Annotated in this window: 24 protein-coding genes and 1 other annotated feature (1 of these 25 cut by a window edge); of the genes, 17 read left to right on the plus strand and 7 right to left on the minus strand. The window is 45.6% G+C overall.

The window, feature by feature from the left end; genetic code table 11:
* Positions 1–11 (minus strand) — a binding site (T-box leader) (it extends 198 nt beyond the left edge of the window).
* Positions 12–53: 42 nt separating this feature from the next.
* Complete coding sequence (locus F3H97_RS02330) at positions 54–422, minus strand: DUF3899 domain-containing protein (RefSeq protein ID WP_159562017.1); 369 nt, start codon at positions 420–422, stop codon at positions 54–56.
* Between the two features lie 269 nt (positions 423–691).
* On the opposite strand from F3H97_RS02330, the gene F3H97_RS02335 reads away from it, so the two are divergent.
* The 5 genes from F3H97_RS02335 to F3H97_RS02355 all read left to right on the plus strand — a co-directional run bounded on the left by F3H97_RS02335 (position 692) and on the right by F3H97_RS02355 (position 6,616).
* A complete protein-coding gene (locus F3H97_RS02335; protein ID WP_074037428.1) occupies positions 692–2,311 on the plus strand; it encodes a peptide ABC transporter substrate-binding protein in 1,620 nt (539 codons plus the stop codon).
* 306 nt (positions 2,312–2,617) lie between these two features.
* On the plus strand, positions 2,618–3,544 hold the full coding sequence (gene opp3b, locus F3H97_RS02340) for an oligopeptide ABC transporter permease (RefSeq protein ID WP_074037427.1): 927 nt from the start codon (positions 2,618–2,620) through the stop codon (positions 3,542–3,544).
* Positions 3,544–4,569, plus strand: coding sequence for an oligopeptide ABC transporter permease (gene opp3C, locus F3H97_RS02345; protein WP_074037425.1), 1,026 nt, complete (start codon positions 3,544–3,546; stop codon positions 4,567–4,569). Before opp3b ends, opp3C begins: the two co-directional genes overlap by 1 nt.
* A 23-nt stretch (positions 4,570–4,592) precedes the next feature.
* Positions 4,593–5,666 (plus strand): ABC transporter ATP-binding protein, encoded by a 1,074-nt coding sequence (locus F3H97_RS02350; RefSeq protein ID WP_015881213.1) that lies wholly within the window; start codon positions 4,593–4,595, stop codon positions 5,664–5,666.
* Positions 5,666–6,616, plus strand: a complete 951-nt coding sequence (locus F3H97_RS02355) for an ABC transporter ATP-binding protein (protein WP_074037423.1) — start codon at positions 5,666–5,668, stop codon at positions 6,614–6,616. The genes F3H97_RS02350 and F3H97_RS02355 overlap by 1 nt, the downstream gene beginning before the upstream one ends.
* A 76-nt stretch (positions 6,617–6,692) precedes the next feature.
* Here F3H97_RS02355 and F3H97_RS02360 read toward each other — a convergent pair whose 3' ends face one another.
* Positions 6,693–7,226, minus strand: a complete 534-nt coding sequence (locus F3H97_RS02360; protein WP_074037421.1) for an HD domain-containing protein — start codon at positions 7,224–7,226, stop codon at positions 6,693–6,695.
* Positions 7,227–7,448: 222 nt separating this feature from the next.
* Between F3H97_RS02360 and F3H97_RS02365 the strand changes: the two genes are divergently transcribed.
* From F3H97_RS02365 to F3H97_RS02380, 4 genes are all read left to right on the plus strand, one after another.
* Positions 7,449–7,586 (plus strand): hypothetical protein, encoded by a 138-nt coding sequence (locus F3H97_RS02365; RefSeq protein WP_015881216.1) that lies wholly within the window; start codon positions 7,449–7,451, stop codon positions 7,584–7,586.
* A 177-nt stretch (positions 7,587–7,763) separates the two neighbouring features.
* On the plus strand, positions 7,764–8,162 hold the full coding sequence (gene spxA / locus F3H97_RS02370) for a transcriptional regulator SpxA (RefSeq protein ID WP_015881217.1): 399 nt from the start codon (positions 7,764–7,766) through the stop codon (positions 8,160–8,162).
* A 171-nt stretch (positions 8,163–8,333) separates the two neighbouring features.
* Positions 8,334–8,990, plus strand: a complete 657-nt coding sequence (gene mecA, locus F3H97_RS02375) for an adaptor protein MecA (protein WP_015881218.1) — start codon at positions 8,334–8,336, stop codon at positions 8,988–8,990.
* A gap of 63 nt (positions 8,991–9,053) precedes the next feature.
* Positions 9,054–10,286, plus strand: coding sequence for a DUF2254 domain-containing protein (locus tag F3H97_RS02380; RefSeq protein WP_196430463.1), 1,233 nt, complete (start codon positions 9,054–9,056; stop codon positions 10,284–10,286).
* Between the two features lie 38 nt (positions 10,287–10,324).
* On the opposite strand, the gene F3H97_RS02385 is transcribed toward F3H97_RS02380, so the two are convergent.
* Positions 10,325–11,050: an SDR family NAD(P)-dependent oxidoreductase gene (locus F3H97_RS02385; protein WP_196430464.1), complete on the minus strand. Its 726-nt coding sequence runs from the start codon at positions 11,048–11,050 to the stop codon at positions 10,325–10,327.
* Positions 11,051–11,133: 83 nt separating this feature from the next.
* Here F3H97_RS02385 and cls point away from each other — a divergent pair, with 83 nt between their 5' ends.
* The 3 genes from cls to pepF are packed head-to-tail and all read left to right on the plus strand — an operon-like array spanning position 11,134 to position 15,538.
* The gene (gene cls / locus F3H97_RS02390) at positions 11,134–12,645 is read left to right on the plus strand and encodes a cardiolipin synthase (RefSeq protein WP_015881221.1); all 1,512 of its coding nucleotides are present in this window, start codon (positions 11,134–11,136) and stop codon (positions 12,643–12,645) included.
* A gap of 12 nt (positions 12,646–12,657) precedes the next feature.
* The gene (locus tag F3H97_RS02395; RefSeq protein ID WP_196430465.1) at positions 12,658–13,713 is read left to right on the plus strand and encodes a competence protein CoiA; all 1,056 of its coding nucleotides are present in this window, start codon (positions 12,658–12,660) and stop codon (positions 13,711–13,713) included.
* Between the two features lie 22 nt (positions 13,714–13,735).
* Positions 13,736–15,538, plus strand: a complete 1,803-nt coding sequence (pepF, locus tag F3H97_RS02400) for an oligoendopeptidase F (protein ID WP_196430466.1) — start codon at positions 13,736–13,738, stop codon at positions 15,536–15,538.
* A 204-nt stretch (positions 15,539–15,742) separates the two neighbouring features.
* Here pepF and F3H97_RS02405 read toward each other — a convergent pair whose 3' ends face one another.
* Both F3H97_RS02405 and F3H97_RS02410 read right to left on the minus strand, forming a co-directional pair.
* Positions 15,743–16,516: a DsbA family protein gene (locus F3H97_RS02405; protein ID WP_196430467.1), complete on the minus strand. Its 774-nt coding sequence runs from the start codon at positions 16,514–16,516 to the stop codon at positions 15,743–15,745.
* 86 nt (positions 16,517–16,602) lie between these two features.
* Positions 16,603–17,184, minus strand: coding sequence for a CYTH domain-containing protein (locus F3H97_RS02410; RefSeq protein ID WP_196430468.1), 582 nt, complete (start codon positions 17,182–17,184; stop codon positions 16,603–16,605).
* A gap of 109 nt (positions 17,185–17,293) precedes the next feature.
* On the opposite strand from F3H97_RS02410, the gene yjbM reads away from it, so the two are divergent.
* Genes yjbM through F3H97_RS02425 form a run of 3 tightly spaced genes read left to right on the plus strand, consistent with a single transcriptional unit; the run spans position 17,294 to position 19,615 of the window.
* Positions 17,294–17,938, plus strand: coding sequence for a GTP diphosphokinase (yjbM, locus tag F3H97_RS02415; protein WP_196430469.1), 645 nt, complete (start codon positions 17,294–17,296; stop codon positions 17,936–17,938).
* A 12-nt stretch (positions 17,939–17,950) separates the two neighbouring features.
* Positions 17,951–18,748, plus strand: coding sequence for an NAD kinase (locus F3H97_RS02420; RefSeq protein ID WP_196430470.1), 798 nt, complete (start codon positions 17,951–17,953; stop codon positions 18,746–18,748).
* Between the two features lie 3 nt (positions 18,749–18,751).
* Positions 18,752–19,615 (plus strand): RluA family pseudouridine synthase, encoded by an 864-nt coding sequence (locus F3H97_RS02425; RefSeq protein WP_074037409.1) that lies wholly within the window; start codon positions 18,752–18,754, stop codon positions 19,613–19,615.
* A 35-nt stretch (positions 19,616–19,650) separates the two neighbouring features.
* On the opposite strand, the gene F3H97_RS02430 is transcribed toward F3H97_RS02425, so the two are convergent.
* On the minus strand, positions 19,651–20,817 hold the full coding sequence (locus F3H97_RS02430; protein ID WP_031421494.1) for an FtsW/RodA/SpoVE family cell cycle protein: 1,167 nt from the start codon (positions 20,815–20,817) through the stop codon (positions 19,651–19,653).
* Positions 20,818–20,966: 149 nt separating this feature from the next.
* Between F3H97_RS02430 and fabI the strand changes: the two genes are divergently transcribed.
* Together fabI and F3H97_RS02440 are read left to right on the plus strand one after the other, a co-directional pair.
* Positions 20,967–21,740, plus strand: coding sequence for an enoyl-ACP reductase FabI (fabI, locus tag F3H97_RS02435; protein ID WP_196430471.1), 774 nt, complete (start codon positions 20,967–20,969; stop codon positions 21,738–21,740).
* Positions 21,741–21,823: 83 nt separating this feature from the next.
* Positions 21,824–22,012: a hypothetical protein gene (locus F3H97_RS02440; RefSeq protein ID WP_015881231.1), complete on the plus strand. Its 189-nt coding sequence runs from the start codon at positions 21,824–21,826 to the stop codon at positions 22,010–22,012.
* Positions 22,013–22,014: 2 nt separating this feature from the next.
* On the opposite strand, the gene F3H97_RS02445 is transcribed toward F3H97_RS02440, so the two are convergent.
* Positions 22,015–22,524 carry a YjcG family protein gene (locus F3H97_RS02445; RefSeq protein ID WP_196430472.1) on the minus strand — a complete coding sequence of 170 codons (510 nt, stop codon included), beginning with the start codon at positions 22,522–22,524 and terminating at the stop codon, positions 22,015–22,017.
* Positions 22,525–22,650 lie beyond the last annotated feature (126 nt).

Below are 22,650 nucleotides of genomic sequence, written 5' to 3' on the forward strand. Positions count from 1 at the left end.
CAAGTGTTCTTATTCTGCATTTAGTTTAGCACAGGATTCAAGTGACGAAAAGATTAAATCAAAGCGACGAGAAATGAGAGAGCGATACTTCCAACTCCGACATACACCCAGTTCCAAGCCGATTGTTTACGGAGTTGTCGATCTTCCGGTTCTTCTTCCTCATCTTCTTCATAGTCCGCGTCAATTTCTTTCAACTTTGCACGTCGATTACGCTTAAATCCGTACATGATTCCGTCAAATAGACCTGTTGCACTCATATGGGAGAACATCCCGATGGCAAATATCAGAATACCTGAAACGAACAAGCCGCCACTCAAATGAAACGTGAAGGACTCAGTTCGGAAATAGGAAAAAATTGACCACACCGTATAGAAAAGTGTGACAATCCCCCAAACAATCAATATATTTCGAAACTTTTTCAACGATGTAATCTCCTTTCGAGCGTTAGAGGGAATGCATCAACATTCCGTGTTTCTTCTATGATACTAGGAAGGTGGGGCAGAAAGCGAGTAAGAATGTTAAATCAAATGACAGCGTTTTATTCAATAGTTGACAGTTATATTAAAAATTTCTTACAATAGCCCTAACGTTCTTTCGTCGAATACTTTATGAAATATTCAGAAAATTAAAGAAAAAGTAAGATGTTTATTCGACGATCGGCTAGTTTTTTAAAACGAAAGGGGAAATCGCAATGAAGAAAAAATCGATTTTGCTCATGATGACAATCATCTTGGCACTCGGTTCAGTTCTCGCAGCTTGTTCGACAGGCGGAGACTCTGATGGCGGCGGTTCTTCTTCAAACGGAGAGAAAGTTCTTCGTTTGACGGATACGTCAGATATCACAACAGCCGATCCGGCTCTTGCTACAGACGCGGTCGCATTCAACTTGATCGCCAACACAATGGAAGGTCTTTACCGTCTTGATAAAGATGGAAATGCCGTCCCGGCACTTGCTGAAGGCGAACCAGAAGTAAACGAAGACGAAACGGTTTACACGTTCAAACTTCGTGATGCTGAATGGTCAAACGGGGAACCGGTCACAGCAAACGACTTTGTTTACGCTTGGCAACGAGCTGTTGATCCTGCAACAGGCTCACAGTACGCATACATCATGAACACAGTTAAAAACGCTGAAGCAATCAACACTGGTGACACACCAAAAGAAGAGCTTGGCGTAAAAGCAATCGATGAGAAGACACTCGAAGTTACACTCGAGCGTCCAGACCCATCATTCCTTTCACTTACTTCGTTCGGTACATTCACTCCGATCAACGAAGCATTCGCTACAGAAAAAGGTGAAGACTTCACGACTGGTCCTGAAAACCTTCTTTATAACGGACCGTTCACATGGACTAAATGGGATCGTGAACAAGGCTATGTCTTAACGAAAAACGAATCATATTGGGATGCAGAAAATGTTGCTCTCGACTCAGTTGATGTGAAAGTTGTTAAAGAAACATCTACAGTCGTGAACTTGTATGAAGCGGGCGATGTCGACTATGCTGGTCTCGCATCAGAACAAGTCGCAGCATTCCAAGAGGATGAAGATTACAACACAGGTCTTCGTTCTGCAGTTGGTTACTTCAAGTTTAACCATGAAGATGAACTTTTCTCTGATGTAAATGCACGTAAAGCAATCGCACGTGCAGTCGACCCATCAGGGATTATCGATCAGCTCTTGAACAACGGTTCAGTAGCAACGACGTCATTCATCCCGAAAGACTTCATAAAGTATGAAGACGGAACGGATTATACAGAGGGCGTGGAATACTTCAAAACAAACACTGAAGAAGCTGCTTCACTTTGGGAAGAAGTAACCGGTGGAGAAGCAACAACAATCGAACTCCTCTCGTTCGACAGTGAAGTATCGAAACAAATCTCTGAGTACATGAAAGGTCAAATCGAGTCGAACTTGCCGAACGTAACGGTTGAGATCGCACAACAACCTTTCAACAACAAACTTGAGCGTGAAGCAAAAGGGGACTACCAAATGTCATTCGCACTTTGGGGACCTGACTACCAAGATCCGCTTACGAACCTTGGTATCTTCACTTCAGACAATGGACAAAACGACATCAACTACTCGTCATCTGAGTATGACAAGTTGATTGATGAAGCATCTGCTGAAACAAGCATCGATGCACGTTACGACTTGTTCAAAGAAGCTGAAGCCCTCTTGATTGAACAAGATCAAGCAATCATGCCTATCTACCAAGCTGGTGTGGCATACTTGATCCGTCCAAACGTCGAGAACTTCAACCGTCAATTATTTGGTGCTGATTACCAGTACAAATACGTTGATATTAAGTAATGGAAGGAGGGGGCATGCTAACCGCATGTCCCCAATTTTCTAAAAAATTCTAGCGAAGTATGAGAAAATACTGTTCAAATGTTTTGTTGGTAAAGTATAATGTAGTAACAGTGAAAATTCAGAATAATCTCTGAAAAGAATTTTCTTTATTTTCAGTCGCTGTACTAAGAGCCTTGAGATGACGTATAAGCTATTCTTTCAGAAAATTCCTTTCATTTTGTGAATTTGAAAAATAGGTCATATGTCATAGTGAAGCTGTTGGTGCAAGTAGTAGAAAGAATTAGACAAAACAGGGGGTTTTTATTCATGGGACGTTATATCCTACAACGGCTGACTTACGGCCTCATCACGTTCTTCTTGATTGCCACGTTCACGTTCTTCCTGATGGACCTGCTCCCAGGTTCGCCTTATCAGAACCAGGAAAAACTGACAGAATCACAAATTCAATTGTTGAATGACCGCTACGGACTCAATGATCCGCTTCCGGTCCGCTATGCGACGTACATTGGAAACATGCTACAAGGTGACCTTGGCGTATCGTTCCGTACGGCTAACCGTCCAGTAACTGAGTTGATTATGGAACGAATTGGTCCATCGGCACAATTAGGGGTTCAGGCATTAGTACTTGGAACTCTATTAGGTGTATTGTTGGGTGTTGTTGCGGCGATTCGTCACAATACGGCAATTGACTATGGTTCAATGTTCGTATCGGTAATCGGGATTTCCGTCCCATCATTCGTCTTTGCAGCCCTCCTTCAGTACTATGTTGGAGTTAAATTACAGTTGCTTCCGGTAGCATTCTGGGAATCTCCAGCTCATACGATCTTACCAACCATCTCGTTATCGCTCGGGGTTACGGCAGCAATTGCCCGTTTCGTCCGAACCGAGATGTTAGAAGTAACCGGACAAGACTATGTCACGCTCGCGAAAGCGAAAGGGTTGACGGGTAACGCCATCGTATGGAAACACATGGTACGTAACGCGATGATCCCAGCGATCACGATTCTTGGACCGATGACAGCTGGACTTTTAACGGGTACATTCGTTATCGAGAAAATTTTCGCAGTACCTGGTCTTGGAGAATTGTTCGTTACGTCAATCACGTTGAATGATTACTCTGTCATCATGGGCACGACACTCTTCTTCTCGGCCCTCTTCATTATTATCATTTTACTTGTCGACTTGCTCTATGGGGTTGTGGACCCACGTATTCGTCTTGGGGGGAATAACTGATGATTGAAAACAAAAAGAATTACGAACAGTTCGACCAAGACATGTTCACACCAGTTGAAATGAATGAACAGCTTGGTGAGCGGATTGCCGGAAAAAGTTTGAACTTTTGGCAAGATGCATGGATGCGCCTAAAGAAAAACAAGGCGGCTATCATCTCGCTCTCGATTATTTTAATTCTCGTCGCACTCGCTTTGTTTGGACCGATGCTCTCAAGCCGAGATGCATACGAACAGAACATCTCGCAAGCAAAACTACCGCCTAAAGTCACTGGACTTGAATGGGCTGGATTTGATGGGTTGGCAACACTTGGAGGTCGTGAAATCGACTTCTACGAACAAAAGAATGTAGAAGAAAACTTCTGGTTTGGTACCGATTATCTCGGTCGTGATCTTTGGTCGCGGATTTGGGAAGGGACACGAATCTCCCTCTTTATCGGTTTAGTCGCAGCCATCATCGATACAATCATTGGAGTTGCATACGGTGGTATTTCAGCTTACTTCGGTGGACGTACGGATAACATCATGCAACGTATTGTTGAAATCTTGACAGGTGTACCTAACTTGATTTTGATCATCTTGTTCATCTTGATCTTTGACCCAGGTGTCTTCACCATCATCCTTGCCATGGCCATCACCGGTTGGATTGGGATGAGTCGACTCGTTCGAGGTCAGATTCTCAAACTCAAAAACCAAGAGTTCGTCTTGGCAGCTCGTACACTCGGTGCTTCAAGTGGACGCTTGATTTTCAAACATTTAATTCCGAACACATTGGGTGCCATTATCATCACACTCATGTTCACGATTCCATCTGCCATCTTCTTCGAGGCATTCCTCAGCTTTATCGGAATCGGGCTTCAACCACCACAGGCATCACTTGGTACGTTGATCAACGATGGATACAAAGAACTACGAACTTTCCCGTTCCTTCTTATTATCCCGTCTATCATCATCGTCTTGCTCATGGTCAGCTTCAACTTGCTTGCCGATGGCTTGCGTGATGCGTTCGATCCGAAAATGCGTAAATAAAAAAGAAAGAGGGGGACTCGTGCATGGAAACGATTTTATCAGTCCGAGACTTAGAGGTCTCGTTCCACACATATGCAGGAACAGTTCAGGCTGTTCGTGGTGTTTCGTTTGATTTGAAAAAAGGCGAGACGCTCGCCATCGTAGGAGAATCGGGTTCAGGTAAATCCGTTACTTCGAAGGCAATTATGCGTCTCATTCCGAACCCTCCAGGTGAAATCACGAACGGAGAAATCATGTTCGAAGGAAAAGACTTGGCGAAACTTTCGGAAAAAGAAATGCTTAAAATTCGTGGTCGCGACATCGCAATGATTTTCCAAGACCCGATGACATCGCTCAACCCGACGATGACGATTTACAAGCAAATCGCAGAAGGGTTGAAACAGCACCAAGGGTTAACGGGTGAGGATGCGAAGAAACGTACGCTCGAACTGTTGACACTTGTAGGGATTCCAAACCCTGAAGCACGCTTGAAACAGTATCCACACCAACTTTCTGGTGGGATGCGACAACGGATCGTTATTGCGATCGCACTCGCATGTAACCCAAAAGTGTTGATTGCCGATGAACCGACAACAGCACTCGACGTAACGATTCAAGCGCAGATTCTTGAACTGTTAAAAGACATTCAGCAAAAGACCGGCACAGCGATTATCTTCATCACGCACGACCTTGGTGTTGTTGCGAACATGGCTGACCGTGTTGCTGTTATGTATGCGGGACGTCTCGTTGAAAAAGGAACGGTTGATGAGATTTTCTATGAGCCACGTCACCCATACACATGGGGACTTCTCGGTTCGATGCCGCGTCCGACAGATGACCGCAATGAAGCGTTACCGGCAATCCCGGGTACGCCTCCAAACTTGCTCGATCCTCCAAAAGGGGATGCATTCGCACCGCGTAATCCATACGCGATGAAGATTGATTTTGAGAAAGAGCCACCGATGTTCCAAGTAAGTGATACACACTTCGCTTCGAGTTGGTTGTTACATCCGCAAGCGCCAGCGGTGAACCCGCCACGCGCGATTCGTGAACTCGCTCTCAAATATCGTCCAGACAGTGCGTTCGCAAAATCGTTTACGAAAGGTGGTGCTGAATAATGGAACGCGAGAAATTACTCGAGGTAAAAAACCTGAAGCAGCACTTTAAAATTGGTCGTGGCCGCGTTGTCAAAGCGGTCGACGGGATTTCATTTGATATTTACAAAGGTGAAGTGCTTGGACTCGTAGGTGAGTCTGGTTGTGGGAAGTCAACGACAGGACGTACGATTATCGGTCTCTACGACGCGACGGATGGCGATGTCGTGTTCAAAGGCGAAAACGTCCACGAAAAAAAATCGAAGGCAGACAAGTTGAAATTCAACCGTGCGATGCAAATGATTTTCCAAGATCCATACGCTTCGCTCAATCCGCGTATGACAGTCGCCGATATCATCGCAGAAGGAATCGATATTCACGGTCTTGCGAAGACGAAAGAAGACCGCATGAACCGCGTATATGACCTTCTTGAAACAGTTGGTTTGACGAAAGAGCACGCGAGCCGTTATCCACATGAATTCTCAGGTGGTCAGCGTCAGCGTATCGGGATTGCCCGTGCTCTTGCGGTTGAACCGGACTTCATCATCGCCGATGAGCCGATTTCTGCACTTGACGTTTCGATTCAAGCGCAGGTCGTCAACTTGATGAAAGAATTGCAACGCGATCGCGATTTGACGTATTTGTTCATCGCTCACGATTTATCGATGGTTAAATACATCTCTGACCGTATCGGTGTTATGTATCAAGGTCACCTCGTAGAGCTTGCAACAGCAGATCGCCTTTATGAGAACCCAATTCATGCCTATACGAAATCGCTCCTTTCAGCGATTCCGCTTCCAGACCCAGAGCATGAGCGTACACGTAAACGGATCGTATATGAATCGACATCGAAAGGTCCAGTCGGACGTTCAGATGAAGATTCAAGTATCCCGCCACTTCGCGAAGTTGAGCCGGGGCACTATGTCTCGCTCACAGACGAAGAGTACGAAGCGTATAAAGCGCAACTCGTATAACGAAATCAATCCTGACTCATTTATTGAGTCAGGATTTTTTTGCACAAAAAAATCACCTATTAAAGTAGGTGACTGATTATCCGTTCGAGATGCGTGGTAAATTAGAAAGACGTTCCACGATGGCGTCGATTAGACGGACGCGAGCTAACGCATCTTCAATTTCCATTGTCTCGTAATGATGAAGACCGCCTGGCTGCTCCACATACGTGTCCGCGTCATGGACGAGCTGTTGAAGTGGAGTTCGTTGAATACGACTCGGTGGTAGGTAGGAATCCGTGTGCAAGAGAATCATGACAGAAATCTCTTTTGCTCGGGCTGGATCTTCCCCTAAACGAATCAATAATTTGTGGGCACGTTCGGCCCCCTTAATCGCATGGATATCGTTCTGACGATACAAATCATAATTCCATTTACCTTCTGTATACCATTCATAGTGTCCGATATCATGAAGAAGCGCAGCTTTCGTCGCCAAATCTGTATCAAGACCACGTTTCGTTGCCATTTCGAGAGCGCGTTCACAGACGTCGACCGCATGTTTTAAACCAGATCGAGTTAAATATTTTTGGGTAACCGGATGTTTCATAATCGTTTCTAAAGTGATTCTCATCATCGCTCTCCTCCTTTAAAATAAAAAGGTTATTTCTATAAACTATACAGGTTTCTTCAATTCATTGCAAATGATATCTGTGTAAATTTGAGATGAACGTGTAAGAATGATTCACATTTCACAAACGAGTGTGCTATAATTTAAATGTAGATATAGTGCAACTTCAAGATTTTCAGAATCGGTAATGCTCGGTCGGTTCCTTACGCTGTATGGGGGTGAGAGGCCATGAAAGAACGTGACAAAGTTCTGCGAGAGAAAAAGAGACTTTTGAAAGAAGTATTGAAGAAAAAGCTGAAAGACTTACAAGTCAAGCCAGGGAAAGAGACGGTGTCTCAACCGGTTTCTCGAATCCCTGCGTCTTAAGTTAGGTCGTTCAAGGTCGCATTCAACGAATGCGCCCTCTTTTCATATCTGATTGATAAAGAATATCATTGAAGTTTTGATAAATAAGAATTACTATAATTAAGTGGATGCGAATTTGGGTATACAAATAGAGTCACTTAAAAAGATGGACGCATACTCGATCAGGGAGGAAGAAAAATGGTCACACTTTATACGTCTCCAAGCTGTACATCTTGCCGAAAGGCACGGGCTTGGCTCGAAGAACATGATATCCCGTTTACAGAACGAAACATATTTTCAGAACCGCTCTCATTGAATGAGATTAAACAAATTTTACGTATGACAGAAGACGGGACGGATGAAATCATTTCGACTCGCTCGAAAGTCTTTTCTAAAATCGATGTGTCTGTTGATGCGTTATCTCTTCAACAGCTTTACGATTTGATTCAAGAATATCCAGGTCTTTTACGTCGTCCGATTCTGATTGATGAGAAACGTTTACAGGTCGGATATAACGAAGATGAGATTCGTCGATTCTTGCCACGTAAAGTTCGGACGTTCCAATTACAGGAAGCCCAGCGACTTGTGAATGAATGAGAGCATACTGTTTAAGCAGTGTGCTTTTTATTATCGATTATTTCCTATAAAATAAAGTTATAACCCTTCATCTAGATTGAACGATGTTAAAAAGGGTACAAAGATAAAAAGACAATTTCCCCTCTCCTCCTTATGTGAATTGGGAGCGAGGTGAGAAGGGAGTGGACAATCGTGAAAATTGAGCGCATCAATGATAATACCGTCAAATTTTTCATCACATACGTGGATATCGAGAAACGTGGTTTTGCTCGTGATGAAATTTGGTACAATCGAGAACGAGGCGAGCAGCTGTTCTGGCAAATGATGGACGAGGCTCACGAACGTGAAGACATCTCGTTTGATGGTCCACTATGGATTCAAGTACAAGCTTTTGAAAAAGGTCTAGAAGTGACTGTGACAATCGCGAAAAATGTAATGGACACGGAAGACGATTCTGAACTCGGTTCGCTTCTTCGATCAGCAATCGATGAGGCACGGGATCAACAATCGGTACTCGACCAATTGAGTGAGTTGGATGAACTTGAAGCCGAGGCAGATGCTTGGGCACCACTCGCGATGGAAACAAATGATTTCGAGGCAATCATTTCGCTGAGTAAACGTACAGGAGACATGTTCAGCGATCTTGATTTGAAACTATACCACTATCAAGACCGTTACTACTTGTGGATTGATTTCCCGGATGAAATGGAACCGGAAGACGAAGAGAATGCACTCAGTCTTTTAGCAGAGTATTTAACATTCAGTACACAGACGCAACCGATGCTAGAAGAGTATGGGAAACTCATTCTCGATGGCGACGTCTTTGCGAAAGTGCGTCACTATTTTTAATGGTACATCGCCTGTTCAGTTGGACAGGCGATTTTTTCAAATCGACGGTAAAGAGGTGTTGGTATGGTGAGACGAATTCGATTACTACTTGATGACAGTGCATGGTTTGTCCCATTTTTATACGGAATGGGTGGCATCGTATTAACGGCATTAACCCAAGTATTTGGGGATTTTTTTCGTGATTTATTACCAGACTTTATTTATTTAGATCTGGACTCAGCGGCATCCGTGTTGTCTTCGACATTTACGAGCCTGATGACGATGATGACGTTCAGTTTTTCCACGATTCTGGTCGTATTGACAACATATTCTTCTCAGTTCTCTCCCCGGACGATCAATAACTTTTTGACGAACACGTCGGCCAAGCATACGCTCGGTCTTTTCATCATGACGACGGTTTATGGGATTTCGAACTTATTCCTCGTCCGTACGGCAGATGAAGGCGTCGTGTTGTCGTCCGGGATCAGTGTGCTCTTAGTTATTGGTTCGATTTGGGCATTCGTCAAGTTCATCCAGACGATCAGTGTTTCGATTCAGGCGGAACGTCTATTGTCCGCGTTACATAAAGAAGCGCTCTCTGTCATCAGCGAGCAAAAAGATGCGATTGAGTCGGATGAGGTTCATCTCGTCCTGCCTCGATCCGTCCATTCATTCGATGGTCAAGCGGTACGAGCTCCGCGAACAGGGTACATCCGATTGTTTTTAAGAGAGAAGCAAGGAGATCAAGAAACGGACTTTGAGTCCGTCGTAGCCGTCGGGGATTTCGTTGCTAAAGGTGATTTACTCGGATTCTGGAAGGGTGAGGATGTGCCGGACATCGAGTTGTTTGAGATTGGCGAAGTTCGTTCTTCGATGCAAGACCCGTCATTTGCGGTTGAAAAATTGAGTGAGATTGCGCTAAGAGGAATCTCTCCAGGAATCAATGATCCGAACACGGCAATTCATGCGATTCATTACATCGGGGATATTTTAAGAGAACTTTGTGAATTACCAGATGGTGATTTTTTGTATTCGAACGGGAAGTCTGACTGGCATGTGAAACGAAAAACGCTTGAGACGATTATATTTGAATCGCTATCGCCGATGCAGACTTATGCGAGCCGAGATATCTTTGTGATGGGGTCCGTGTTCGAGGCGATTCGAATGGCGCGCCTCCAAGCACATGAAACACTCGATTCGACATTTGAGGACATGATTCAATATTTTGCGGATGTGATTGATTGGGATCGTCTTCATGCGAAAGAACAGAACTATTTGCGCAATAAGATGAATCGGGCTAAAAAGATGACGACATGAGTAGAGACCACCTGTTCTAAAGAAGAGGTGGTCTCTGTTCAAGACAATGTATATCCGCCATCGACTGTGATGGCTTGGCCGTTAATGTAAGTTGAAGCATCAGTCAATAAAAATTCTACGACCGGCGCCACTTCCTCAGGATGTGCGGCATGTCCCCGGAAATGGTGGGTCATCGCCTCTTTGAACTTTGCTTCACCCCCATATAGCTTGTGACTGAGCGGTGTGTCAATCGGTCCAAAACAAACGGCATTGAATCTTACTTTTCCTTTCATTCGGTGTGCGAACGTTTTAGTTAAGGCTATTACGGCCGCCTTTGAAGCGGCATAGTGCGCGAGCATCGGTGGAAACTTGACGTGCCCAACGATGGCGGCATTGTTGACGACACTCGCTCCTTGGTCAAATAGGGGAATGGCACGTTGTGTGACGGTGTTCAGCGCATACAAGTTGACATCGAATACCTCGTTATACGACTCATGTGTCAAACGTTCAGGTGTGCCCGGTCTACCAAAAGTAGCGGCGTTATTAAATAATCCGTTCAAGGTCACACCTTGCTCTTTCAACTGAGAGAAAAGATGGTCGATGTCCTCTGTCGAAGCAAGGTCACATCGAATGAATGTGGCTTGTCCATTTGAATCAGACTCGAGAGAGGCGCCTCTTGTTTCATCCCGACCGATCCCGATGACTCGGTGCCCCTTAGCAGTCAACTGTAAAGCGACGGCGCGACCAATCCCGCTTGTCGCACCTGTGATCAGAAAAGTCCCCATAATTCATTCGCTCCCCTCAAAAAGATGACGTTACGATGTATAATTAATGATAATACATGACAGAAACGAGGTCAGCTTATAATATGTTGCGACGCATACAAGTACTCTTTTCCCTCATTTTGCTCGCAGGACTCATTGCGATATTATCGTATTACTGGAGCTCACAAGTAATTGGATTGTTCTCGATTCTCGTCTTTTTGACAACGTTCAGTATATTACTCGTCATCTTACTTGAAAATCGAAATCCACAACGTACGCTCATTTGGGCAATCGTCATGATTGGTTTTCCAGTCATCGGATTATTTGCATACTTTGTATTCGGCCAGAACTATCGACGTAAACGTATGTTCAAAGAAAAAGCGATGCTTGATGAAGAGACATACTTGGCCTATCGTCAGAAAGCGATGACGTTGTCGCCGTCTCTTATGTTCGCCCACGACGATTATGAGAAGCTGATGCATCTTACTTCTTCGTTGAACCAATTACCTGTTTCATCGAATACGTATACCCAAATCTTGACGAACGGCCGTGAAAAATTCTCGAAGTTATTGCCGGCTCTGAAAGGAGCGTCCCGACACATCCATCTAGAGTATTATATTTTTCGGGAAGATCGTATTTCTCGGGAAATACAGCGAATCTTGATTGAAAAGGCGAAGGCGGGGGTCGAAGTCCGGTTTTTGTACGATGCGGTCGGGTCCATTCATACGAGTGGCACGTTCTTTGAAGAGATGAAGCAAGCCGGTGTCCAAGTCCAGGCATTCTTTCCAGTTGTATTGCCACTCGTTTCGAGTAAGACGAACTATCGAAACCATCGAAAAATCGTGGTCATCGATGGTACGGAGGCATTCACAGGGGGCTTGAATGTAGGGGATGAGTACTTGGGTGAGCACTCTAAGTTCGGATTTTGGCGCGACACTCATCTGTATGTAAGAGGAGAAGGGGTATCTGAACTGCAACTGATTTTCTTGCAAGATTGGTATTACATGACCGGGGAACGCCTATTCACACCGTTCTATCTTGAGCCGCTTGAGACGGTAAGAAGTGCGAGCGGAGGGGTTCAAATCGTTGCGAGTGGACCGGATGAACCTTATGAGACGATGAAATCTATTTACTTTTCACTCATCAATGCTGCGAAAAAATCTGTCTACATTTCGTCACCTTACTTGATTCCGGATGAAGACATTATGAGTGCCTTAAAGACGGCATCATTATCAGGAATTGATGTCCGCATCGTCTTACCGAGTTATCCCGACCATAAAATCGTGTTCTACGCGAGTCGGTCCTATTATGAAGAACTGTTACTCGCCGGGGTAAAGATCTATCTATATGAGAAGGGATTCATGCATTCAAAAGTCATCGTGGTGGATGATGGATTAGCCACGATTGGGACGGCGAACATGGATTTTCGGAGCTTTCATTTGAACTTCGAGGTCAATGCGCTCCTCTATAACACGAACTCAGTCCATCAACTGAAACAAGACTTATATGATGATTTCGAAGGGTCACACGAACTCGTATTAGAAGAGTTCGCGAAACGGTCATTCTTTATCAAACTCGTTGAATCATTAGCCAGAATGTTTTCACCACTGCTATGAGGAGGGAGCAAGATGCGGTTTGCAATCGATCGGGAAGGGGATATCGTTGATTCCTTTACATTAAATCGGATGCAAGCAGAGCAACTTGCTCCTTTTCGATGTCCGACTTGTCAGGAAGTATTGATTGTAAAGCAAGGTGTGAAGCGACGGCTGCATTTTGCGCATATCCACACCTGTGGGAGGGCTGAATCGGTCACGCACCATCAGGATAAATGGGCGGTGTGCCAGTGGCTTCAAGAGAAAGGCTATCCAGTCGAGCAAGAGGTGACGATTAAGAATCGTCGAGCTGACGTACTCACGAACATGGACGGGCAGCACACCGTGTTCGAAATTCAGGCATCTCCCTTGCGACCGGAAGAATACGCCGAGCGAACGATTGATTATCGACGAGCGGGGCTTGATGTGATTTGGATTGCGAGCGGTCTCGATTTGAGAAGCAATCAATCGTTTCAACCATGGATGCGTCTAGAACTTTTTCAGCGACATCGGTTGTTGACGGTGAAAAATGGGAGATTGTTACGCTTCAATGGATTTCCGATTTCGATCAAGTATGGAATCGGAAACTGGGAAATCTCATCTTCAGTGAACACGTCACCGTACGAAGCTTATTATCGGTTCGATGCTTTTGAATGGATAGAGATGATTCGTCGTAAACGCATGTCGCCGATTTATCCGTCTCCGCTAAATCGACGGCTCATATTGAATCGGCTCTATCCACTTGGTCTGTTACCCGGATTATTACCGACCGCCTGTTACCTTCCGCTTTCATCGCTTTGGGGAATCCGTGTACATCCGATTGATTTTCAGACCGTGCATTATTTGAATCGATACGAGGCACCGCGCGATTCCGTGGAATGGAGTATTCAAAAAACGTGTCGCCAATTTGGAGTGACACCGACAAGCGACTTTTTCCAGTCATTTCATGTACAATGGAAACAACTCTTGAATGCGAGTCGTCTATCCTGTGATGTCAGGTCATGGCCGCATCCAAAGCATTACCAGGAGGCCAGACATCACGATACACGTTTGTTTCAAGGACTTCAGCGATTGATCTTACAATCGACTTAATCATCGAAAAGGAAGTGGACGTATGTCAGAGGTATTGACTAGACAGCAAGTTCCAGTGGAAGAAACATGGAACTTAGAAACCATCTACAGCAATGACGAGGCTTGGGAATCGGATTTTCAAGCGTTAAAAGAGAAAGTGCCGGCATTGATTGGATTTAAAGGACGCCTTGGGGAGTCGGCGGAAACGTTGCACGAAGCGTTGCAACTTCGAGACGATCTCTCACGTCAGTTACATAAGCTATATACGTATGCTCATATGCGCTATGACGAAGACACGGCGAATAGCCATTATCAAGCATTGAATGATCGTGCCGGCTCACTTGCGTCTCAAGTTTCAGCACAACTCGCGTTTATGACACCTGAGTTGCTCTCGATTGATGAGAATCAGATTGAAGCCTTCATGGAGCAGAATGAGTCACTTCGCGTTTATCGTCATGCATTCGATGAGTTGGCACTAGAGCGTCCACACGTGTTGACGGAGGCGGAAGAATCGATTTTGGCACAAGCCGGAGATGTGCTCGGTCAATCGAGCTCGACGTTCGGTATGCTCAACAACGCAGATTTAAAATTCCCGAAAGTGAAAAATGAAAAAGGGGAAGAAGTTGAGTTGACGCACGGTCGATATATCACGTTCCTTGAATCGGCTGACCGAAGCGTTCGCGAAGGGGCATTTAAAGCGATGTACGGGACGTACGCGCAATATTTGAATACGTTCGCCTCAACATTATCTGGAAGTGTGAAGAAAGATAACTTCTATGCGACTGTCCGTAAGTTTGAAAGTGCAAGACAGTCCGCGCTCCATCATAATGCGATTCCGGAGTCTGTATACGACGGGCTTGTAGAAGCGGTAAACGAACGACTCGACTTGTTACATCGTTATGTCGCGTTGCGTAAGCGAGCGCTCGGCTTAGATGAGTTGCATATGTATGACCTCTACACACCACTCGTCAAAGATGTCGAAATGAAAGTATCATATGAAGAAGCGAAACAATGGATGGTAGATGGTTTGGCACCACTCGGAGAAGAGTACGTCCAAATCGTCAAAGACGGTCTCGATTCGCGTTGGGTCGACGTTCGAGAGACACGCGGTAAGCGTAGCGGTGCTTACTCCTCGGGAGCATACGATACGCAACCGTTCATCCTGATGAACTGGCAAGATAACGTCAACAACTTGTTCACGCTCGCACACGAGTTCGGACACTCGGTGCATAGTCATTACACGCGCGCATCGCAACCATATCCGTATGGCGATTACTCGATCTTCGTTGCAGAAGTGGCATCGACGACGAACGAAGCTTTGTTGAATGACCATTTGTTGAAAACGAGAACAGCGAAAGAAGAACGTCTCTACTTGTTGAACAATCAGCTTGAAACGTTCCGTGGAACATTGTTCCGTCAAACGATGTTCGCTGAATTCGAACACATGATTCATCAAGCTGCTCAAGAAGGCGTATCGCTCACTCCGGAGTACTTAAATGAAACATACATCGAGTTGAACAAACGTTACTTCGGAGACGAGATTGTCATCGATGAAGAGATTTCATATGAGTGGGCGCGCATCCCGCACTTCTATTACAACTACTACGTCTATCAATATGCGACAGGGATTTCGGCATCTGCTGCACTGTCACAACAGATCATGGAAGAAGGGGAGCCAGCCGTGCGTCGTTATATCGATAACTTCTTGAAGGCGGGTTCTAGTGACTATCCGATCGAGGTGTTGAAGGCGGCTGGCGTCGATATGACGACGAAGGAGCCGGTATTAAAAGCGCTCGATCAGTTCGAAGTGGTTCTTGATGAAATGGAATCATTATTGTTCTCGTGAACAATATGTGACAATATGCACAAAGAGGTTGTCAGATGATTCTGCACTAGGTATATTATAAGTGTGAAATCAATCACAAACCCCTTTATTGACCGTAAACTTTCTCCCATCTTGTAGGCCTTCCCCGGGCCTCAAGCTTCGATGTCTCTTGTCCCCGCTTGAGACGTCAAAAACCCCATGGCTCCCCGGCCATGGGGTTCTTTTTTATTTCGTTTGAGCCCACGCTTCACCGCTACATCCTGGCACAGGACGGCAACGCTGTTGTAGGGAGAGCTTCTTCAATTCGCGTTCAATCACTGTCTTCTCTAAGTCTAGAATGTACGATAGCTCTGTGATGGTCGAAGCATCATAGCGTGCCAACACTTTGGCTACATCCCAATCGGTCGTACGGCTCGGTGCATAACCTAACAATTCAGTCATGACCGATTGATAGACATCGTACGGATAAACCCCTTCAATCTTCAATGCTTCATCGCGCGTCACGAATGTGAGTGCGGGCAATGACTCAATCTCCCAATCTTTCAACACTTGATGGTCGACAGCTAATGCATTCAAGAGCTGGTTCGATTGAAGATCGGCTTCGAGTTCACTTAAATCAAGGCCATACTCTTCGAAAGAACGTGCGATTTCCCATAAATCGATTGAACCGAGTTGTTCACCAGAGAATAGATCATTCACATGCAAATGACGCAAGAAGCGCATCGCATGACGTTTCCCTTGTAATTCCAGCGCTTTGATCATGGTGAGAAGGCGAACTTCTTCCTGACATCCGCCAACACAGCTAGGAACGGTAGAGACCATTCGAAAACGAATCACGTGTCCGTATTCAATCTCTAACTTTTTGATCAGTGTCATCACATGAAAGTTCTCAGGACTTGAGATGTCCATGAAATAGAATAACTCCAATGGCTTATACGTTACTTGAATAGGAGTTTCTTCCAGTGAACAGGATGACCCATTACATTGTTCAAGTTCCATTTGTGTCGCCTCCTCTCGTCAAAAAACTCATTTAACTTTGTAAACTCATTGTAGCAACGAAAAAAAAAGGTTGGCAATGTATCTGCTCAACCTTCCAACCGACTTATTTTTAATTCCATGAATCGGACGATTTTATTTTTAGCGGGACGATAGGGGAGACCATGTTTTTCAAGAAGTCCTTCGAACGCACGTTTTCCCTCTTCTTCATTCGTCACTTCAAATTCTATTTCATAGTCGGTCGTCTCCAAATAATGGCTTTCGTCCAAAACGAGGAGACCGTCTTCTGTCTGGAGCTCTGCCCGGTTCGTCTCGAGTCGACCGAGATGCTCAAGCGGTTCATTTAGCTGAAACGGAGCCAATGCCTGCTTCATTTGCTCGTCATGAATGATTCCATACTTAAACAAATCCTCAGCCTCATCTTCTGTAATTGTGGCGTGTGTCTCAAGTAAGCCGACCTCGTTGGGTTGCTTTAACGTCAGCACTTGACCATGTTTCTTCTCGCGAATGCGAAGTGCTGCCCCGTTCGCTTTTAGCTGAAAGGAAGGGGTGTCGAAATAATCATTCGCCTGCCAACGAACTTGGTCATCAAGCTGATAGGCACGTAGGAGTGTCTCATACTCGTCTTTCGTCAACATTGATTTAAATTCAATTTCCACTTCTTGGGTCATGAATCATCGCTCCATTCTATGAACAATTGTTCGTTTATGATACCATACAAACGGATACATACGGAAAGGACGCGTTTTTTCCGGAAAAGAACGAAAGTGGTGACAGCGTATGCAATCAATGTACTGGGATCAGTTTTTAGTACCGTATCAAATCGCGGTAGACGAGTTGAAAGTCAAATTGAAAGCCGTTCGAAAGCAATTCAAGTCCCAAAATGACCATTCTCCGATTGAATTTGTCACAGGTCGAGTGAAGCCGGTCGGGAGCATTCTCGAGAAAGCGAAACGAAAAAATATCGCTGACCATGAATTGGCGACGGATATGCAGGATATAGCGGGATTACGAATCATGTGTCAATTTGTCGATGATATCGTTCACGTCTTGGATTTGCTACATCGTCGAACAGATTTTAAAATAGTGGAAGAACGCAATTACATTACCCATCAGAAAGACTCGGGCTATCGATCGTATCATGTCATCATCGAGTACCCGGTTCAGACGATTCAAGGTGAAATCCCTACGCTCGTTGAAGTGCAAATCCGCACGCTTGCGATGAATTTCTGGGCCACGATTGAGCACTCATTGAATTATAAATATGATGGTGACATGCCTCTTGAAGTTCAGGAACGATTGAGACGTGCAGCCGAGGCGGCCTTTTTACTCGATGCCGAGATGAGCCAACTCCGCGTTGAAATTCAGGACGCCCAGCAGGTGTTTCGGGATAAAGAGATGAACGTGAAAACGGACGAAGACTAGGGGGAAACCGATATGCAGTTTGCGATTGTATCGAGGGGAGATACGCGATCAGCGGAGATCGCCGAGGAACTGACTCAAAAACTTCAAGCCGCCGGGCATACATTATCTGAACAGCCCCGAATCGTAGTATCGGTCGGAGGGGACGGGACGATGTTACAGGCGTTTCATAAATACATCGACCGACTCGATGAAACGCTACTTGTCGGGATTCATACCGGGCATCTCGGCTTTTATGCCGATTGGCAACCGGATGAGTTGGATGAATTGACCGAGATGATCACGAGCGAATCGTTCGAGCCGGTCTCCTATCCGCTCGTTGAGGTGCTCATTGACTATGAGGACGGGGAGACTGATCGTCGACTGGCGATGAATGATTGCACGATTAAGAACTACAAGCGAACGCTCGTCTGTGATTTATCGATTCGAGACGACTACTTTGAAACGTTCCGTGGAGATGGATTATGTATTTCGACACCATCGGGTTCGACCGCCTACAATAAGGCACTCGGTGGAGCAATCGTTCACCCATCGATTGAAGCCATTCAAGTGACTGAGATGGCTTCAATCAACAACCTAGTGTATCGAACGATCGGTGCACCGCTTCTCTTACCAAAACACCATCAAGTGAAAATCAAACCGCACACGAAAACCGAATTTGAATTGGCGTTTGACCATCAAGAAGCGTTGTCCTGGTCGGATGTCGTCTCGATTCGATGTGCGGTCGCAAAAGAAAAAGTGACGTTCGCTCGCTTCCGGCCCTTCCCATTCTGGCGCCGAGTTCGCGAATCGTTCATCGAGGAAGGAAAGTAACGAATGCAAGGGTTTACGATTCGTCGCGTTGTGGAGAAAGCCGTCCCACTTCGCGACTTTTTAATGCAAGATATGGGGATTTCTCGAAAGATGCTCACACTCGTGAAGCATGAAGGGGATATTGAAGTGAATGGCATGCACCGCACCGTAAGACATGAACTCGAACCAGGGGATGAAGTGATGGTACGATTCCCGCTTGAAGCCCCTTCACTCGACATGGTCGCCTCAGATCGTCCTATTCGAATTCTGTATGAAGATGATACGCTGTTGGCGGTCGATAAACCGGCAGGGATTGCCACGATTCCATCACGACTACATCCGACCGATACACTTGCGAACGCTGTACTCGGCTATTATCAACGCATCGGTCTGTCATCTGCGATTCACGTGATCAATCGGCTCGATCGCGACACGAGCGGTGTCGTCTTGTTTGCAAAGTATGGATTTATTCATCATCGATTTAGTGAACTTCAGAAAGCGAATGGATTGGTACGTACGTATAAGGCATTGGTCGAAGAAGAAGTGACACCACAAACGATTGATGCACCGATTGGGCGTGCCGAGAACTCGATTATGGAGCGAGTCGTGACAACTGAGGGACAACGCGCCATCACGCATATCCTCGCGTGTCAGCCATTTGAGAGCGGCTCGTTATTGACGATTCGACTCGAGACGGGACGGACCCATCAAATTCGCGTGCATTTGCGCCATATTGGTCATCCGCTCATTGGGGACTCCATGTATGGGGGAACGACTCGTATGCCCCGTCACGCCCTTCACAGCGCGTCTGCGCGATTCATTCATCCGATGACAGGGGATGAGATTCAGATTGAGGCGCCAATTCCGGAAGATTTTCGAACTATATAAAGAAATCCCTCAAGGTAAAACCTTGAGGGATTTTGTCAATCATCATCAAACATATAGGTTTTTGATTTAGAGGCCACGTTCATGACGAGACCGATGGCAATCATGTTCATGATAATCCCTGTTCCCCCGTAACTGACGAACGGGAGGGTAAGTCCAGTGATCGGCAAGACACCGATTGTCATACCGATGTTTTGGAACACTTGGAACGTGAACATGGCGATGACACCGGTGACGATATAACTTCCGAACGCGCTACTAGACTCTAACGCAATGTGAATCATCCGATAGAGGAATAAGAAGAAGACGATGATCACGAGAGCTGCGCCAATGAACCCATAGTGTTCTGCGATAACAGCAAATATGAAGTCCGTTTGAGATTCCGGTAAATAGACGAGACCCTGGCCGTATCCTGCTCCGAACATCTGTCCAGAACCAATCGCCTGTAGCGATTTGATTAATTGGAATGCCAGATCATCTGAATATTCGTAAGGATAAATCCAGGCCTGAAAGCGGTTGAGGGCGTGTCCAGGTACGAATGCTTGTAAGACTTCGAAATGGGCAAAGAACAGATACATGAACGTGCCGATGGTCAAAGCCGCAGCGCTGAAGAGACCAAGAAGCCACTTCCAACCGATTCCCGAGACGATGATGATGGCGCCGAGCATCGTCATCAGAACGAGCCCAGTCCCTAAGTCCGGTTGTGTCACAATCAGCCCGAGCGGCGGGATGGCGACTAGTACCAGTTTCACGAGGAGCCATGTATCGAGTTGTGACGATCCGTAACGTTTATTGTGCTCATAGACGATGGTCGACATGGAAATCAATAAAAAGAGTTTCATGAATTCGGCCGGCTGGAAACTGAATCCAGGCACGTTATACCAACCATACGCTCCGTTAATGTTCGGTACGAGCGACGTGTCACGTAACGGAATCAGACCGACGAGCAGAAGTAGACCGAATGCGTATAAGTACCAATGGATTTTCCGGAGTTGCTCATATTCAATCGTCATGATCGCGAACATTGCAAAAAAGCCGATGACATAACGAATGCCTTGTTCAAGAGCGAAGTTGATATGTTGAAGTCGCGTTGGCAACATCGGTTGAGCGGTATAGATTGCACCGAGACTGATGATCATCAATAGGAAGACGATGGTCAACAGTGTCGTATCTAAACTTTTAAAATATGATTGTATACGGTTCATAATGGAGTCGAATCACCCTTTCTATACGTATTTTATCTTACCGCAACTTAAAAAAATCGCAATACGTAACGAGTCGGTTGACAAAACAGAAACCTTTCTGTAATCTGAGAACAGATATTATCACCAGGTACTAAAAAGGGGAGTTTATGATGTCAATTTATCCAACATTAACGAATAAAACGTACGTCGTCATGGGGATTGCCAACAAGCGCTCGATTGCATGGGCAATTGCCAAAACGCTTGATGAGGCAGGGGCGAAGCTCGTGTTAACGTATGCGGCAGAACGATTCAAATCGGGTCTCGAGTCACTCGCGAGTGAGTTGAAACAAGAAGCGATTCTACTTGAGTGTGATGTGACGAATGACGAAGCGATTGATTCAACATTCCGTTCGATTCACGAAAAAGCTGGCGAGATTCAAGGAATCGCGCATTCGATCGCATTTGCTGACAAAGAAGCATTGCGCGGTGAGTTCTCAGAAATGACACGTGGTCAGTTCGCGCAGGCACTAGACATTTCAGCATATAGTTTGACGGCAGTTGTGAAAGCGGCGAAGCCTTACTTCGCACAAGACGCCTCGGTGATCACACTCACTTACCTCGGCGGCGAGCGTGTCGTTCCGAACTATAACTTGATGGGTGTCGCCAAAGCGGCACTTGATTCGAGCGTCAAGTATTTGGCGAACGAATATGGTCCATATGGTGTGCGTGTCAATGCTATCTCGGCGGGGCCGATTCGTACATTGTCAGCCAAAGGGGTCGGTGATTTCAACAGTATCCTTTCTGAGCTTGAACAGAAGGCGCCATTGCGTCGAAACGTTTCGGCGGAAGAAGTGGCTTCGACAGGCCTCTTCCTCCTCTCGGGAATGGGAAGTGGCGTGACAGGCGAAGTCATTCACGTAGATAGCGGATACCATATTTTATAAGTTTGGGGAATGGCGCAGTGATGCGCCATTTTTGTATTACCTCGTGAATAAATCGGGTAAGGACCTATGAAGGAGGTCAGATCATGGGTCCCTATCAGATTGATTTTACTGTCGTACAATACGTCAACCGACAAGTCCAGCCATCAGGTCGAGCAAGCATCGAACCGGTGACACGAATCAAACGTGTCCAACGAATCCGACCTCGACGTGAAGAATGGCTTGAAGAAGAGCAAGAAAAAAACCCCGGTCGCTATGTCGACCGGAGCATATAAGGTTAGCCTCGGAAACGGAACGTCTCATAGACGTTCCATGTTTCGTTTTCGAGTTCATACATGACGGCCATACGAGTGATCGTCTCTTCGAAATGAACTTGCTCCATACGCATACGTTCGAGGACGTCGAACAGCTCGGCATCGGTCAAATCTTGACCAATCGTGATGTGCGGCAAGAATTCATATTTCGGTGTTTGGTTGAGCACACCTTCATGCAGTCGTTGCTGAAGAGTCGACAAATCACGTGTCGGTAACACTTTTAAATACAGGACATTGTTCGTCGGTGCGAAAGACCGGACGCCATCGACTTTTAACTGAATCGGTTTAGTCGAATCCGCAATTTGTTGCAAGTACTCGAGTACTTTCGGCAAGTCTTCTTCTGACACCTCTGTCCGCTCTTTAATGGTCACGTGAGGTGAAATCAACGCATATTTTGTGTCATAGCGTTTTCGATAAGAGTTCGCAAAATCTTGCACTTGTTTAGACGGAAATAAGACTACCCCAATCTTCATTCCTCTTCCCCCTTTAATCGTTTAACCTACATGTTAATGATGACCGATTTAATGTGGGAAGTCAAAGCAGGGTTCGTCTTTTTTCAATTTTTCAGTATAATGGTTATATCATATAGAGAGACGATG

Origin of the sequence: Exiguobacterium sp. SRB7LM (genome assembly GCF_015712685.1) — a bacterium.
Taxonomy (GTDB): Bacteria; Bacillota; Bacilli; order Exiguobacteriales; family Exiguobacteriaceae; genus Exiguobacterium; species Exiguobacterium profundum.

Coding starts and splice junctions, on each gene's coding strand:
- F3H97_RS02335 (WP_074037428.1), top strand. CDS start 692: ATGAAGAAAAAATCGATTTTGCTCATGATGACAATCATCTTGGCACTC.
- opp3b (WP_074037427.1), top strand. CDS start 2,618: ATGGGACGTTATATCCTACAACGGCTGACTTACGGCCTCATCACGTTC.
- opp3C (WP_074037425.1), top strand. CDS start 3,544: ATGATTGAAAACAAAAAGAATTACGAACAGTTCGACCAAGACATGTTC.
- F3H97_RS02350 (WP_015881213.1), top strand. CDS start 4,593: ATGGAAACGATTTTATCAGTCCGAGACTTAGAGGTCTCGTTCCACACA.
- F3H97_RS02355 (WP_074037423.1), top strand. CDS start 5,666: ATGGAACGCGAGAAATTACTCGAGGTAAAAAACCTGAAGCAGCACTTT.
- F3H97_RS02360 (WP_074037421.1), bottom strand. CDS start 7,226: ATGATGAGAATCACTTTAGAAACGATTATGAAACATCCGGTTACCCAA.
- F3H97_RS02365 (WP_015881216.1), top strand. CDS start 7,449: ATGAAAGAACGTGACAAAGTTCTGCGAGAGAAAAAGAGACTTTTGAAA.
- spxA (WP_015881217.1), top strand. CDS start 7,764: ATGGTCACACTTTATACGTCTCCAAGCTGTACATCTTGCCGAAAGGCA.
- F3H97_RS02380 (WP_196430463.1), top strand. CDS start 9,054: ATGGTGAGACGAATTCGATTACTACTTGATGACAGTGCATGGTTTGTC.
- F3H97_RS02385 (WP_196430464.1), bottom strand. CDS start 11,050: ATGGGGACTTTTCTGATCACAGGTGCGACAAGCGGGATTGGTCGCGCC.
- cls (WP_015881221.1), top strand. CDS start 11,134: ATGTTGCGACGCATACAAGTACTCTTTTCCCTCATTTTGCTCGCAGGA.
- F3H97_RS02395 (WP_196430465.1), top strand. CDS start 12,658: ATGCGGTTTGCAATCGATCGGGAAGGGGATATCGTTGATTCCTTTACA.
- pepF (WP_196430466.1), top strand. CDS start 13,736: ATGTCAGAGGTATTGACTAGACAGCAAGTTCCAGTGGAAGAAACATGG.
- F3H97_RS02405 (WP_196430467.1), bottom strand. CDS start 16,516: ATGGAACTTGAACAATGTAATGGGTCATCCTGTTCACTGGAAGAAACT.
- F3H97_RS02410 (WP_196430468.1), bottom strand. CDS start 17,184: ATGACCCAAGAAGTGGAAATTGAATTTAAATCAATGTTGACGAAAGAC.
- yjbM (WP_196430469.1), top strand. CDS start 17,294: ATGCAATCAATGTACTGGGATCAGTTTTTAGTACCGTATCAAATCGCG.
- F3H97_RS02420 (WP_196430470.1), top strand. CDS start 17,951: ATGCAGTTTGCGATTGTATCGAGGGGAGATACGCGATCAGCGGAGATC.
- F3H97_RS02425 (WP_074037409.1), top strand. CDS start 18,752: ATGCAAGGGTTTACGATTCGTCGCGTTGTGGAGAAAGCCGTCCCACTT.
- F3H97_RS02430 (WP_031421494.1), bottom strand. CDS start 20,817: ATGAACCGTATACAATCATATTTTAAAAGTTTAGATACGACACTGTTG.
- fabI (WP_196430471.1), top strand. CDS start 20,967: ATGTCAATTTATCCAACATTAACGAATAAAACGTACGTCGTCATGGGG.
- F3H97_RS02440 (WP_015881231.1), top strand. CDS start 21,824: ATGGGTCCCTATCAGATTGATTTTACTGTCGTACAATACGTCAACCGA.
- F3H97_RS02445 (WP_196430472.1), bottom strand. CDS start 22,524: ATGAAGATTGGGGTAGTCTTATTTCCGTCTAAACAAGTGCAAGATTTT.